Source organism: Streptomyces sp. NBC_01142 (assembly GCF_026341125.1).
Classification (GTDB): domain Bacteria; phylum Actinomycetota; class Actinomycetes; order Streptomycetales; family Streptomycetaceae; genus Streptomyces.
Genome location: NZ_JAPEOR010000001.1, coordinates 1,477,654 through 1,490,374, shown reverse-complemented (window position 1 = coordinate 1,490,374; position 12,721 = coordinate 1,477,654). Strand labels below are relative to the sequence as shown.

At 68.7% G+C, this 12,721-nt stretch carries 14 protein-coding genes and 1 pseudogene; 1 reads left to right on the top strand and 14 read right to left on the bottom strand.

What is annotated here, in order from left to right; all coding sequences use genetic code 11:
- Nucleotides 1–44 precede the first annotated feature (44 nt).
- The 13 genes and pseudogenes from OG883_RS07030 to proS all read right to left on the bottom strand — a co-directional run bounded on the left by OG883_RS07030 (nt 45) and on the right by proS (nt 9,751).
- On the bottom strand, nt 45–353 hold the full coding sequence (locus OG883_RS07030) for a DUF2469 domain-containing protein (protein ID WP_055510545.1): 309 nt from the start codon (nt 351–353) through the stop codon (nt 45–47).
- 55 nt (nt 354–408) lie between these two features.
- Complete coding sequence (locus OG883_RS07025) at nt 409–906, bottom strand: NUDIX hydrolase (protein ID WP_266541314.1); 498 nt, start codon at nt 904–906, stop codon at nt 409–411.
- 79 nt (nt 907–985) lie between these two features.
- Nucleotides 986–1,768, bottom strand: a complete 783-nt coding sequence (lepB, locus tag OG883_RS07020; RefSeq protein ID WP_266536439.1) for a signal peptidase I — start codon at nt 1,766–1,768, stop codon at nt 986–988.
- A 70-nt stretch (nt 1,769–1,838) separates the two neighbouring features.
- Nucleotides 1,839–2,759, bottom strand: a complete 921-nt coding sequence (gene lepB / locus OG883_RS07015) for a signal peptidase I (protein ID WP_266536436.1) — start codon at nt 2,757–2,759, stop codon at nt 1,839–1,841.
- Nucleotides 2,701–3,736, bottom strand: a pseudogene (gene lepB, locus OG883_RS07010) (signal peptidase I); the annotation flags it as partial. The gene lepB (OG883_RS07015) and the pseudogene lepB (OG883_RS07010), both read right to left, overlap by 59 nt.
- Nucleotides 3,729–4,529 (bottom strand): signal peptidase I, encoded by an 801-nt coding sequence (gene lepB / locus OG883_RS07005; RefSeq protein ID WP_266536434.1) that lies wholly within the window; start codon nt 4,527–4,529, stop codon nt 3,729–3,731. The pseudogene lepB (OG883_RS07010) and the gene lepB (OG883_RS07005), both read right to left, overlap by 8 nt.
- A gap of 72 nt (nt 4,530–4,601) precedes the next feature.
- Nucleotides 4,602–4,952, bottom strand: coding sequence for a 50S ribosomal protein L19 (rplS, locus tag OG883_RS07000; RefSeq protein WP_266536431.1), 351 nt, complete (start codon nt 4,950–4,952; stop codon nt 4,602–4,604).
- A gap of 130 nt (nt 4,953–5,082) precedes the next feature.
- Nucleotides 5,083–5,904, bottom strand: a complete 822-nt coding sequence (gene trmD / locus OG883_RS06995; RefSeq protein ID WP_266536429.1) for a tRNA (guanosine(37)-N1)-methyltransferase TrmD — start codon at nt 5,902–5,904, stop codon at nt 5,083–5,085.
- Nucleotides 5,904–6,449, bottom strand: coding sequence for a ribosome maturation factor RimM (gene rimM, locus OG883_RS06990; protein ID WP_266536426.1), 546 nt, complete (start codon nt 6,447–6,449; stop codon nt 5,904–5,906). Before rimM ends, trmD begins: the two co-directional genes overlap by 1 nt.
- Nucleotides 6,450–6,606: 157 nt before the next feature.
- Complete coding sequence (locus OG883_RS06985) at nt 6,607–6,846, bottom strand: RNA-binding protein (RefSeq protein WP_266536423.1); 240 nt, start codon at nt 6,844–6,846, stop codon at nt 6,607–6,609.
- Nucleotides 6,847–6,848: 2 nt separating this feature from the next.
- Nucleotides 6,849–7,295, bottom strand: coding sequence for a 30S ribosomal protein S16 (rpsP, locus tag OG883_RS06980; RefSeq protein WP_266536420.1), 447 nt, complete (start codon nt 7,293–7,295; stop codon nt 6,849–6,851).
- Nucleotides 7,296–7,516: 221 nt separating this feature from the next.
- The gene (locus OG883_RS06975; RefSeq protein WP_266536417.1) at nt 7,517–8,110 is read right to left on the bottom strand and encodes a hypothetical protein; all 594 of its coding nucleotides are present in this window, start codon (nt 8,108–8,110) and stop codon (nt 7,517–7,519) included.
- Between the two features lie 228 nt (nt 8,111–8,338).
- Nucleotides 8,339–9,751, bottom strand: coding sequence for a proline--tRNA ligase (proS, locus tag OG883_RS06970; protein WP_266536415.1), 1,413 nt, complete (start codon nt 9,749–9,751; stop codon nt 8,339–8,341).
- A gap of 219 nt (nt 9,752–9,970) precedes the next feature.
- Here proS and OG883_RS06965 point away from each other — a divergent pair, with 219 nt between their 5' ends.
- Nucleotides 9,971–10,837 (top strand): methyltransferase domain-containing protein, encoded by an 867-nt coding sequence (locus OG883_RS06965; protein ID WP_266536412.1) that lies wholly within the window; start codon nt 9,971–9,973, stop codon nt 10,835–10,837.
- Nucleotides 10,838–11,159: 322 nt separating this feature from the next.
- On the opposite strand, the gene ffh is transcribed toward OG883_RS06965, so the two are convergent.
- Nucleotides 11,160–12,713 (bottom strand): signal recognition particle protein, encoded by a 1,554-nt coding sequence (ffh, locus tag OG883_RS06960; RefSeq protein WP_266536408.1) that lies wholly within the window; start codon nt 12,711–12,713, stop codon nt 11,160–11,162.
- Between the last annotated feature and the right edge of the window lie 8 nt (nt 12,714–12,721).

Genomic DNA, 12,721 nt, shown 5'->3' with positions numbered 1-12,721 from the left:
CCCACTAGTGGATCTTGGTGGAAAACTCGGCTCTTGTGGATAACTCAGCTACTCGGAAGTTCGAGATCGCTCTTGTTGAGCTCCTCGATATTCACGTCCTTGAACGTGAGTACGCGCACCTGCTTGACGAACCTGGCCGGGCGGTACATGTCCCAGACCCAGGCGTCCGCCATTGAGACCTCGAAAAACACCTCTCCCTGCACCGAGTGCACTTGCATCTCGTAGTCATTGGTGAGGTAGAAGCGACGCTCGGTCTCGATCACATATTTGAACAGCCCGACGACATCTCGGTACTCCCGGTAGAGCTTCAGCTCCATCTCGGTCTCGTACTTCTCGAGGTCCTCGGCGCTCATGGCATGTTCCCCTTCAGCCGTGCGTCCCCCTATTGTGCGCCAGCCCCCTGAGCCCCTAGACGACCTCGGGGGCCAGAACCACCGGCACGCCCGGAGGACCCTCGTCGAGCAGCGTCCGCAGCAGCTCGGCGAGCCTGGTCGGATACACCGTCTCACGCGCCGCCGACAGTTCGGCGGAGGTCCACCACCTCAGCCCCGCGACACTGCGCTGCTCCAGCTCCGTCAGTCCGCGCGGGGCAGTCGCCGTCTGAGCGGTACGTGCCAGGAAGTACCACTCGTCCTGATCCCAGCGACGGCCGTCGAACGGAAAAGAACAGGTCCGGCGCCACAGCACGGGCCCCAGTTCCACCTCTGTGATCCCGGTCTCCTCCGCCAGCTCGCGCAGCGCGGCTTCCTCGCGGCTCTCGTCGCCCTCCACGCCGCCGCCCGGGGTGAACCACCAGCTGTCGGCCGGGTCCTCGGGCTCGTACCCGTGCATCAGCAGAATGCGGTCCTGCGGGTCGAGCAGGACGACCCGGGCGACCTTCCGCAGCTCGCCTGCAAAGCCCTCCAGGCCCTCAACACCCTCAAGTCCCTCAAAGCCCTGGGGCCCCTCAAAACCCCCAGGGCCCTCAAGTCCCTCGCCACGCTTCTCATCCGACACCGGCGACCGCCTTCCCGCTCCCACTGCCCCCGTTGCCACCACTGCCCGGCGCCCCGCGCCGCGGCCTCGACAGCCTCCGCTGGATCGGCCCGTACGCCGCGCCGCCCAAAATCAGCAGGACGCCCACCACCACCGCCCCGACGATCAGCTTCACCGGACCCGGCTGCGACACCCCGCCCGGCAGCGCTGCGAAGCCCTCGGGCCGGTCCACCAGACCGCCGTCCAGCGGCCACGCCACAGCATCCAGCCGCGCGGTCACCGCAGAGCGGGGGACCGACCCCTGCCCGGGCTCCTCGAGGTGTTCCCGGGAGTCCAGCGAGACGCTGCGCTCGTCGCCGAGCAGGAACAGCTGCCCCTTGGGCACCGTCGCCGTGAAACCCTGCCGCGAGGCGGGCCCCTGGGTGCGCAGATACGGTTCCTCGACCGCCGTGCCGTTCACCGTCAGCCGACCGTCCGCGTCGCAGCAGGCGATCTTGTCGCCGCCCACCCCGACCACGCGCTTCACCATCGGCATATCGCCCCACTGCGCATCGCGGAACACCACGATGTCCCCGCGCCGGACCGCGTCGCCGTCTATCCGCTCCGCCAGGACCCGCTCCCCCACCTTCACGGTCGGGGACATCGAGTCGGTCGGCACGGTGTACGGCTGGTACACCACGGCTCCCCAGATGAACCCTCCGAGGAAGAGCACACAGCCGACGGCCACGGCCAGACCCGACAGTGCACTGCCGAGCCGGCCGCGGCCGTCGTCCGTACGTCCTGTTCCGCTCATCCCAGCGCTCCCCACCTCGGAGATTCGTCCCCGAGAGACTCCTCGGGGATCGGCGATCTGGGACGGCACCCTACCCGGCGGTAAGCCCGCCGGTCAGCCTCCTCCTGCGCCAGAGCACGATCGGCAGCGCGCCCGCCATGCCCATCGCCGCGGGCGCCGCCGACATGGCAGTGGCCGCGGTGTTGATCCCGGGCTGGTCGAAGGTGTCGGGCACCGGCAGCGTGGACCAGCGGTTCAGCGGCCAGGCGACCACGACAGCGCGCCCGACGACCTTGTCGACCGGGACGAAGCCGCCGTTCACATCTTCCGTGTGGTAGCGGGAGTCCTGGGAGTTCTGACGGTGGTCGCCCATCACCCAGATCATGTCCTTCGGCACCTTCAAGGGCCCGAAGGGCTGGTCGTCACAGGGGGTGTTGCCGGGGAAGATGTACGGCTCGTCGAGCGCCTTGCCGTTGACCTTGACCGGGCCGCCCTTCTTGCACTCCACCGTGTCGCCGCCGACCGCGATCGTCCTCTTGATCAGGTCCTTCTCCTCGGCCGACGGCATAAGGCCGATGAAGCTGAGGAACTTCTGCACGGCGTTCGGGTCGGGGGTGGGCTCACCCTGGAGCCAGTCGGCCGGGTCGTGGAAGACCACGACCTCGCCACGCTCGGGCTCCGAGCCGAACCACGGGGTGAGCTTGTCGACCAGCACCCGGTCGCCCCGCTGCAGGGTGTCCTGCATCGAGTCCGAGGGAATCGAGAACGCCTGGACCAGGAACGTCTTGATCAGAAGGGCGAGAAGCAGTGCGATACCGATCAGGAGCGGCAGTTCCTTCCAGAAGGATCGCTGCTTCTTCTGTCCCGTACCGCTGTTGTCCGAGGATTCCCCGGACCCGCCGTCCGTCCCTGCCGTCTCCGCCGAACCCTCCGTCACGGCTGCGGACGAGTCGGCGGGCTCCCCGGGCTTCTCCTCGGGTTCTTCGTGTCCGGATCGTGCGCCGACGGCCACATCCCCCACATCCACTCCTCACTCCGTGCGAACCGCCTGCCCCAGAGAAGGTGCAGGCCCACCACTCCCATAACGAGCGGGAGTTCCGCAGGGCTCGGGAGCAGGATCATTCCGTTCTGATCCTGAGGAGACACACTATTCGACGGGAGGAGTGCCGCCGTCGTCCCGGCGCGCGGATCCGGCACGGATACAAAGGTCTCCTGCTCCTCCAGCTTGCGCCAGTGGCTCAGCGGCCAGGCGATGACGACCGCGCGTCCGACGACTTCCTCCTCCGACACCGTGCCGCGGTACTGCTCGTCGAGATGGAAGCGCGAGTCGGCCGAGTCGGAGCGGTGGTCCCCGAGTACGAAGATCCGCCCGGCCGGCACCTGCACCTCGAACTGCATCGTCGAAGGAACGTTTCCCGGGTGGAGATAGGGCTCATCTAGGGGTACGCCATTGACGGTCACGCGCCCGTCCTTGTCGCAGCACTTGACGGTATCCCCGCCGACCGCGACCACCCGCTTGATCAGGTCCTGCTCGTCGTCCGACGGCAGCAGCCCGATGAAGGTCAGCCCCTGTTTGACCTGCTTGACCCCGACCGGGTCGTCGCCCTTCTTCGTCTCGTCGGGCGGCAGCCAGCCGCCGGGGTCCTTGAAGACGACGACATCGCCGCGCTGCGGCTTCGAGCCGAACCACGGGGTGAGCTTGTCCACCAGCACGCGGTCCTGGATCCGTATCGTCTGCTCCATCGAGCCCGACGGGATCACGAAGGCCTGCACCAGGAAGGTCTTCAGCACCAGCGCGATCATCAGTGCCACGCCGACGAGGAGGGGTATCTCCTTCACGGCCGACCGGCGGCGCTTGCGCTTCACCTTCTGCGCCAGTCTGCGCCGGTCCGCACGGCCCGGCAGCGACCGGGCGCCGTCCGTCGGCCGTGTCCCGGTGGGCAGCCGGGTGTCGGCCCGGTGGCTCGCACGACGCCCGCGGTTACCCATGGGCGCCGCCCGGCATTCGTGCCGTCCCCGGCACGCCGGAGAAGGCGTCGGTCCGCTCCAGCGACGTCCAGCGGCCGAAGGGCCAGCCGATCCAGTCGGCCCGGCCGATCACCTTGTCGACGGGCACCATGCCGCCGCCCGGCTCCCCGAGGTGGTCGCGGGAGTCGCGCGACGCGCTCCGGTGGTCCCCCATGACCCACAGCGTGCCCTCGGGCACAACGATGTCGAAGGGCACCTCCGAGGGGACGTCGCCGGGGTGCAGGTATCCCTCGTCGACCGGTACGCCGTTCACCTCGACCCTGCCCCCCTTGTCGCAGCAGACGACGCGGTCGCCGCCCACACCCACCACTCTCTTCACGAAGTCGGTCTCGGCGGGCTCGGCCAGCCCCAGCGCCGCGAACACCTCGCGCGTGAACGCGCTGACCGGATTCTCCGCCAAGGTCTCCTGCACGAAGGAACCCGTACCGTCGAAGACGATCACGTCTCCGCGCTCCGGACCGGAACCGAAACGGTACGCCAGCTTGTTCACCAGCACCCGGTCCCCGACCTGGAGCGTGGGCTCCATGGAGGTGCTGGGGATCTGGAACGGCTGCATCACAAAGTGGCTCAGCAGCAGTACGAAGACTGCGCAGACGGCGTAGAGCAGGCCTGCTCTACGCCAGGACAGCACAGACAGGCGTGAGAAGCGCGTAAGAGGTCGCGCGGAACGCGCAGAGCGCGACCGCTCTCCCTTGTCCCCGGCTTCGGGGGCGGAAGAACGGTCGCGCTCTGTGTGCTGTGCTTCGGTGTCCATCGGGGCCAGAGTTTATCCGGCCGCCCTGTGGCTGTGCTTGATCCGAAGCTGGGCGCGCGTGTGAGCCGAAGCTCAGTTGTCGCGCTTCTCCTTGATCTTGGCAGCCTTGCCGCGCAGCTCGCGCAGGTAGTACAGCTTGGCGCGACGGACGTCACCGCGGCTGACCAGCTCGATCTTCTCGAAGATCGGGCTGTGCACCGGGAAGGTGCGCTCGACGCCGACGGAGAAGGAGACCTTGCGGACCGTGAAGGACTCGCTGACGCCGGAACCCTGGCGGCGGATGACCACGCCCTTGAACTGCTGGATACGCGAGCGGTTGCCCTCGATGACACGCACGTGCACGTTCACGGTGTCACCGGGACGGAAGGCGGGGACGTCGCTGCGCAGCGACGCAGAGTTGACGGAGTCGAGCAGGCTGGCCATGAAGGTCTGCTTCCTCGCCGATGCCACAGGTCATCAGCGGAATATCGGGATGAGAGTGAGGGTGCTGTTCGCGTCGAGCGGGCGTCGTTCCCCCTGTGGCAGGGGCGCCGACCGGACGTACAGCAGCGGCCTATTGTTCCATGGCCCCGGGCCTGCGCCAAAATCGGCCGCCGGGCTCCGGTGCCCAGCCCAGGATGGAGAGCATCTCGCGGTCCTTCTTGTCGAAGGCCGCGGGGTCGCAACGCTCGATCAGATCGGGCCTGTTGAGAGCCGTACGGCGGAACGCCTCGTCCCGCCGCCACCGCGCGATCTTCCCGTGGTGCCCGCTGGTCAGCACATCCGGAATCCCGCGTCCGCGCCACTCGGGCGGCTTGGTGTACACCGGCCCCTCGAGCAGATTCGCCATCGCGCCGGGCGCGAAGGAGTCGTCCCGATGTGATGCGGCGTTGCCGAGGACACCGGGCAGCAACCGTGCCACGGCCTCCGTGATCACCAGTACGGCAGCCTCACCGCCGGCCAGGACGTAGTCGCCGATGGACACTTCGTACACCGGCATCCGCGTCGCGTACTCGTCCACGACCCGGCGGTCGATGCCTTCGTAGCGGGCGGGGGTGAAGACCAGCCAGGGCCGCTCCGAGAGCTCGACGGCCAGCTCCTGGGTGAAGGGCCGGCCGCTGGGGGTGGGCACGACGAGCACCGGGCCGTGCGCCCCCGCCTCGTACCCGCTCGCCAGTGCGTCGTCGAGCGCGTCACCCCAGGGCTCGGTCTTCATGACCATTCCGGGGCCGCCGCCGTAGGGGGTGTCGTCGACGGTGTTGTGCCGGTCGTAGGTCCACTCCCGCAGATCGTGCACCTGGACATCGAGCTGCCCACGCGCGCGTGCCTTGCCGACGAGCGAGACGTTCAGCGGTTCCAGGTACTCGGGGAAGATCGTGACGACGTCGAGCCGCATCAGCTCTCGTCCTTCGAGGAGGCGACCTCGGCCTCACTGTCGTCGATGAGCCCGGGCGGCGGGGTGATGACAGCCCGCTGCTTCTCCAGGTCGATCTCGGCCACGATCTCCTCGACGAAGGGGATCATCACCTCGCTGCCGTCGGGCCGCTCCACGATGAACAGGTCCTGCGAGGGAAGGTGGCTGATCTCGGTGATCCGGCCGATCTCGGTGCCGTCGGTGAGGACGACGTCCAGGTCCATCAGCTGGTGGTCGTAGAACTCCTCCGGGTCCTCGGGGAGCTCCTGAGGATCCACCTCCGCGATCAGCAGGGTGTTGCGCAGGGCCTCGGCACCGGTGCGGTCCCGTACGCCCGCGAAGCGCACCAGCAGCCGGCCGCTGTGCACCCGGCCGGTCTCGATGGTCAGCGGTCCGGCCGAGGCCGGGTCGGTGGCCAGTACGGCGCCGGGCCCGAGCCGCAGCTCCGGCTCGTCCGTACGCACCTCGACGGTGACCTCGCCCTTGACCCCGTGGGCGCGGCCGATCCGCGCGACTACCAACTGCACTGGTCTCCTTTGCGGCTGAACCGTCGCCGCTCTCGCGGGCACGGTTCTCACCGTCGTGGTTCCTCGATCGATGATTACGGTCGTCGACTCATGGTCGCAAACGGCACGGGCCGGGAGGGACCGAAGGCCCTCCCGGCCCGTGCCGGTGCTGCGTATGTCAGTGAACCTGGTCCACGTCGACGAGGTCGACGCGGATGCCACGGCCACCGATGGCGCCCACGACGGTGCGCAGGGCGCGTGCGGTGCGGCCGTTGCGGCCGATCACCTTACCGAGATCGTCGGGGTGCACCCGGACCTCGAGCACTTGCCCGCGGCGCAGGTTGCGCGAGGCGACCTGCACGTCGTCCGGATTGTCGACGATGCCCTTGACGAGGTGCTCGAGGGCTTCCTCGAGCATGCTCAGGCCTCGGTCGACTCAGAGGTGGACTCGGCCTCAGCAGCCTCGTCCGCCTTCTTGTCGGCCTTCTTCGCCTTCGGGGTGATGGCCTCACCCTTCGACTCGTCGCTCTCGAGGCCCTTGGCGAAGGCGTCGAACGCGGCGCGCTTGTCGGCCTTCGGCTCGGCGACGAGCAGCGGCGCCGGGGCCGGCAGGCCCTTGAGCTTCTGCCAGTCACCGGTGAGCTTCAGGATCGCGAGAACCGGCTCGGTCGGCTGCGCGCCGACGGACAGCCAGTACTGCGCGCGCTCCGAGTCGACCTCGATGCGCGACGGGTTCTGCACCGGGTGGTACAGGCCGATCTCCTCGATCGCCCGGCCATCACGGCGGGTACGGGAGTCGGCGACGACGATGCGGTAGTGAGGCGAACGGATCTTGCCCAGACGCTTCAGCTTGATCTTGACTGCCACGGAAGTGGTGACTCCTGGTCTTGACGTGGTTGGGCACAACAAGATGCCACGTGGGGTTGCGGTACTCGGAGTGCCCGATGGACGCGTCAGCCGGAGGCGAGAGGGTTCCTGTGCGGCTGTCGAGTACAGCTAGACATTGTGCCACACACCTGCGGCGCGCTTCACCCGACGGGTGCCGTCGCCGCCCCGTCGGCGGCCCGGACCCGGCGGGGCGGAAGCGATCAGCTCGCCGCGGCCACCACTTCCGGGATGCGGAAGGGTTTGCCGCAGCCGCCGCAGACGATCGGCGCCTGGGCGAGGACCGACGGCACGACCCGGACATTGCGCCCGCAGTCGCAGACGGCCTTGACCCGCACACCGCCACCGGAGGAGCCGTGCCGGGCGGCCGGCCCACGGAAGGAGCGCTTGGTGTCGGAAGCCGTCGCGACCGTGTGCGCCTTCAGGGCGCGCTGCAGTCTCTCGATCGTGGGACGGTACCGGCGCTTCGCCTCGGGATTGAGCGCGACCAGCGAGAATCCGCTGCTGGGATGCGGCTCCTCGGCATGGTCCAGGCCCATCTCCTCTGCGATCGCCAGAAATCGGCGGTTGTGATAGCGGCCGGCGCGTGAGGTGTCGCGGACACCTCGGGCGGCGGCGATGCCATGGACTGCCTCGTGAAGCAGTCGCTCGAAGGAGAGCTCGGCGCCACAGGCGGACGACGACTCTCCGATCAGGGACTCTGGCGCGGCAAGGTCCGGCAGCTCGGGGTGGTGCCGCTGAATATCGGCCCACGCCTGTGCCAGCTCTGCGGCGAGAACAGGTGGTGTCGTGCTCACGTCGTGATAACGAGCCGAGGCGCTCGCGGGTTCCATTCCGGGGCATCCCAAATAATTTGCACGTACCCGTCAGTTGCCATTGATGCGTCCTGACGAGGGCGGGTGCGCTGATCTGCGGAGAAGCCTCACACCTCACACCAAGGTGGTACGTAGCGGCGCGTACGCCCCGGCGTGTAGACGAAGTCCACGCGCCGGGGCGGCAGTTGGGCCGGGCGGGGCGCGTGCGCGTCAGTAGGCGCGGGCCACGATCGCGACAGTACCCGGGGCGTCGTCGGAATCCGGCACCGACCCGTCCTCGGCGACCAGACACCGCACGGAAACGGCCTGCTCGGCGAGCTTGGCCTCGCCCTCCTGGCCCAGTGTCGACCACGGGATACGGGCCCAGCCGCCGGCGACCGCGGCCTCGGCGGCCTCCTCGATCGTGGCAACCTCGCTGGTCCGCGACTCGCGGCGGTCGCGCGATTCCTTCAGGAGTTGCGCCTGGTCCTCCTCGAGGACCTTGGGCAGCAGCTCGGTCAGCGCCTCGATCCGCACGGGCTCCTTGCCTCCCGGGATACGGCGGGCCAGCATCGCGGTGCCCGCCTCCAGGTCGCGCGGGCCGATCTCGATCCGTACCGGAACGCCCTTGAGCTCCCAGTCGACAGCGCGGCGGCCGAACGGGGTGTCGATGCGGTCGTCGACCTGGACACGGATGCCCGCGGCCTTCAACAGGTCGCCGATCTCACGGACCTTGGCGACCGCCTCGTCACCCTTGATGGCCATGACGACGACCTGGACGGCCGCGAGACGCGGCGGGACGCGCAGTCCGTTGTCGTCGCCGTGCGACATGATCAGGCCGCCGACCATCCGCGTGGAGGTGCCCCAGGAGGTCTGCCAGACCAGTTCCTGCTTGCTGTCCTTCGACAGGTACTGGGTGTTGAAGGCCTTGGCGAAGTTGGTGCCGAGCTCATGGCTCGTACCCATCTGAAGGGCCTTGCCGTCGCCCATCATGCCTTCGAGCGTGAGGGTGTTGATGGCGCCGGCGAACCGCTCCTTGGGCGTCTTGCGGCCGAGCACCACGTCGATACCGAGGACGTTGATCATGAAGTCCGCGTAAACGTCCTTGTGGATGTACGCGGCATAGTCGCGGGCGTCCTCGTAGGTGGCGTGGGCGGTGTGGCCCTCCTGCCAGAGGAATTCCGTCGTACGGAGGAAGACGCGCGGGCGCATCTCCCAACGGACCACGTTCGCCCACTGGTTGATCAGCAGCGGCAGATCGCGGTAGCTCTGCACCCACTTGGAGAAGTAGTCGTTGATGATCGTCTCGGAGGTGGGGCGCACGACGACGGGCTCGTCGAGCTCCTTTCCGCCACCGTGCGTGACCACCGCGAGCTCGGGTGCGAAGCCCTCGACGTGCTCAGCTTCCCGTGTCAGGTAAGACTGGGGGATGAAGAGCGGGAAGTAGGCGTTCTGAGCGCCCGCATCCTTGATGCGGGCGTCCATCTCCTGCTGCATCCGCTCCCACAGGCCGTATCCGTACGGTCGGATGACCATGGTGCCGCGCACCGGGCCGTTGTCCGCCAGTTCGGCCTTGTTGATCAGGTCCTGGTACCAGCGCGGGAAGTCTTCCGCCTGGGGCGTGAGAACGGGTGCCTTTGCCATGGCGCGCATCGTACGGCGACACGGGTGCGGAACGTGAATCGGCCAGTGTCCCGGGGGCGCACGCCCGGGGCACACAAGCAATGCGATTCAACCCATCCAACCCCTGGACTTGCGGAGGCATGCGGAGTTCTCTGGCATACGGGGGGGCGCAAGGCGTACGCACACGGGGGTGGCTGTCCTTCAGGGCACAACGACCTCTCGGCGATTGGGGCGCTTTCGATGACACCAACGCTCGTCCAGCACCGACCCCGCGCGGCGTCTTCGGCGCAGGCGAGTGCGCGTGCGCGGGACTGGGCCGAGATCCAGGAACGGATGCTCGTGCCGCTCTACGAGGCGGTGTACGAGCGCCTGGAGGTCGGCTCCGGAACGCGGCTGCTCGGCCTTGGCTGCGGCTCCGGTCTCGCGCTGCTGATCGCCGCCGGCCGCGGTGCGCGGGTGACCGGCGTCGATACGGACCGTGAGCGGCTCGCGCTGGCGCGGGAGCGGCTGGCTCCTGCCGCGGGCGGCGACGCCGGGGCACGGGATGCCGGTGCACGGGATGCCGGTGCCGAGCTGCTGGAGGGTGAGGTGTCGGCCGCGGCGGTTCCGGCCGGGCTCACGTACAACCTGGTGACCGCCTTCCGGCCGATCGGCTGCGCGGCCGGCGACACCGAGGATCTGGGACCTGAGCTGGAGGCGGCCGTCACTCTCGCGGAACGCGGTGGCGCGGTGGTGCTTGCGGGCTGGGGCCCGCCGGATCGCTGCGCCACCTCCGGAGTGCTGCGGGTGGCCGGCCGGCCGGCCGACCGGATGCGGACCGCCGGCGGCTGGCGTCCGGCACTCCGGGACGACCTGGAGGACGTCGCGGCGAAGGCGGGCCTGAAACCGGACGGCTCGGGGCGGGTGTCCTGCCCCTTCGGCTACGCGGACATGGAGAGCGCGGTGCGCGGGCTGCTGTCGACGGGGCTGTACGCCACGGCGATACAGGCGTCGGGCCAGTCCGAGGTGGAGAAGGAGATCACGGAGGCGCTCCATCCGCACAGGCGGCGGGACGGCACGGTCTGGATGCCGAACATGTTCCGGTACCTGATCGCCCGCACGCCCTGACGCCGGGGCTGCGGGTCTGCGGAATGGCGGAATGACGGAATGACGGGCGGGACCTGCGGGTCCCGGACGGCAGCCAGGTCCTGCGCGCGAGGCGAGGTCGGCAGCTTTCGCGTCGTCGGCCACGGACCGAGGACCAGTACGGCCCATCCGCCGGGCGTCCTCTTCCGGGCCGTCGGGACGCGCCCCCGGAACGCCACGGCTCGTCCGGCGTCCGCCGAAGCGGCACGCGGTGGCCCGTAGGCGGACGCTGAGCCGAAAAAACGATGTGGGCACCCGCACAAGCGGGTGCCCACATGGCCGTACGAGATGCCTGTACGCGATGTCAGCCCATGAACTTCTTGAACTCGTCCGGCAGCTCGAAGTCCTTGCCCGGCTCACCGGCCGGGAGCCCGAAGGCCCCGCCCTGCGCCGCCGCCTGCTCGCGGCGCTCCGCGGCCGCCTGCTCGTCGGCCTTGCGCTTCATCGGATTGCCGCTCTTGCGCTTGCCCTTGGCCTGCTTGACCTGCTTCTTCTGCCGGCCCGGGCCACCACCCATGCCCGGCATCCCGGGCATACCCGGCATTCCGCCGCCCTGGGCCATCTTCGACATCATCTTGCGCGCTTCGAAGAACCGCTCGACCAGGCCCTTCACGGCGCTGACCTCGACACCCGAACCCTTGGCGACACGGGCCCGGCGCGAGCCGTTGATGATCGTCGGGTCCTGGCGCTCGGCCGGGGTCATCGACTTGATGATCGCGGCGGTCCGGTCCACGTCCTTCTCGTCGATGTTGTTGATCTGGTCCTTGATCTGCCCCATGCCGGGCAGCATCCCGAGCAGCTTGGAGATGGAGCCCATCTTCCTGACCTGCTCCATCTGGGCCAGGAAGTCGTCGAGCGTGAAGTCCTTGCCCTTGCTGCTCGCCAGCTTGGAGGCCATTTTGGCGGCCTCTTCCTGGCTGAAGGTCTGCTCGGCCTTCTCGATCAGGCTGAGCATGTCGCCCATGCCGAGGATGCGGGACGCCATGCGGTCCGGGTGGAACGCGTCGAACTCGTCCAGCTTCTCGCCGTTGGAGGCGAACATGATCTGGCGGCCGGTGACATGCGCGATGGAGAGCGCGGCACCACCGCGCGCGTCGCCGTCGAGCTTGGAGAGCACCACGCCGTCGAAGCCGACGCCGTCGCGGAAGGCCTCCGCGGTGTTGACCGCGTCCTGACCGATCATCGCGTCGACGACGAAGAGGACCTCGTCGGGGCTGACGGCGTCGCGGATGTCCGCGGCCTGCTGCATCAGCTCCTGGTCGATGCCGAGACGTCCGGCGGTGTCGACGATCACCACGTCGAACTGCTTGGACTTCGCGTACTCGATCGAGTCCCGGGCGACCTTGACCGGGTCGCCGACGCCATTGCCGGGCTCGGGGGCGTAGACCGCGACGCCGGCGCGCTCGGCGACGACCGAGAGCTGGTTGACGGCGTTGGGACGCTGCAGGTCACAGGCGACGAGCAGCGGCGAGTGCCCCTGTCCCTCGAGCCACAGACCCAGCTTTCCGGCCAGCGTCGTCTTACCGGCACCCTGCAGACCCGCGAGCATGATCACGGTCGGCGGCTGCTTGGAGAAACGGAGGCGACGGGTCTCGCCACCGAGGATGCCGATGAGCTCCTCGTTGACGATCTTGATGACCTGCTGGGCGGGGTTCAGCGCCTGCGAGACCTCGGAGCCGGCCGCACGTTCCTTGACCTGCTTGATGAAGGCGCGGACAACGGGCAGCGCCACGTCCGCCTCGAGCAGCGCGATACGGATCTCGCGCGCCGTGGCGTCGATGTCCGCCTCGGACAGGCGGCCCTTGCCCCGGAGGTTCTTGAATGTCGCGGCAAGGCGGTCGGAGAGGGTGTCGAACACGGCGGTCG

What these genes read in the sequence shown, in the direction of transcription:
- OG883_RS06965 (WP_266536412.1), top strand. Translation starts at nt 9,971, where the DNA reads ATGACACCAACGCTCGTCCAGCACCGACCCCGCGCGGCGTCTTCGGCG.
- OG883_RS07030 (WP_055510545.1), bottom strand. Translation starts at nt 353, where the DNA reads ATGAGCGCCGAGGACCTCGAGAAGTACGAGACCGAGATGGAGCTGAAG.
- lepB (WP_266536434.1), bottom strand. Translation starts at nt 4,529, where the DNA reads ATGGACACCGAAGCACAGCACACAGAGCGCGACCGTTCTTCCGCCCCC.
- OG883_RS06985 (WP_266536423.1), bottom strand. Translation starts at nt 6,846, where the DNA reads ATGCTCGAGGAAGCCCTCGAGCACCTCGTCAAGGGCATCGTCGACAAT.
- lepB (WP_266536439.1), bottom strand. Translation starts at nt 1,768, where the DNA reads ATGAGCGGAACAGGACGTACGGACGACGGCCGCGGCCGGCTCGGCAGT.
- rplS (WP_266536431.1), bottom strand. Translation starts at nt 4,952, where the DNA reads ATGGCCAGCCTGCTCGACTCCGTCAACTCTGCGTCGCTGCGCAGCGAC.
- proS (WP_266536415.1), bottom strand. Translation starts at nt 9,751, where the DNA reads ATGGCAAAGGCACCCGTTCTCACGCCCCAGGCGGAAGACTTCCCGCGC.
- trmD (WP_266536429.1), bottom strand. Translation starts at nt 5,904, where the DNA reads ATGCGGCTCGACGTCGTCACGATCTTCCCCGAGTACCTGGAACCGCTG.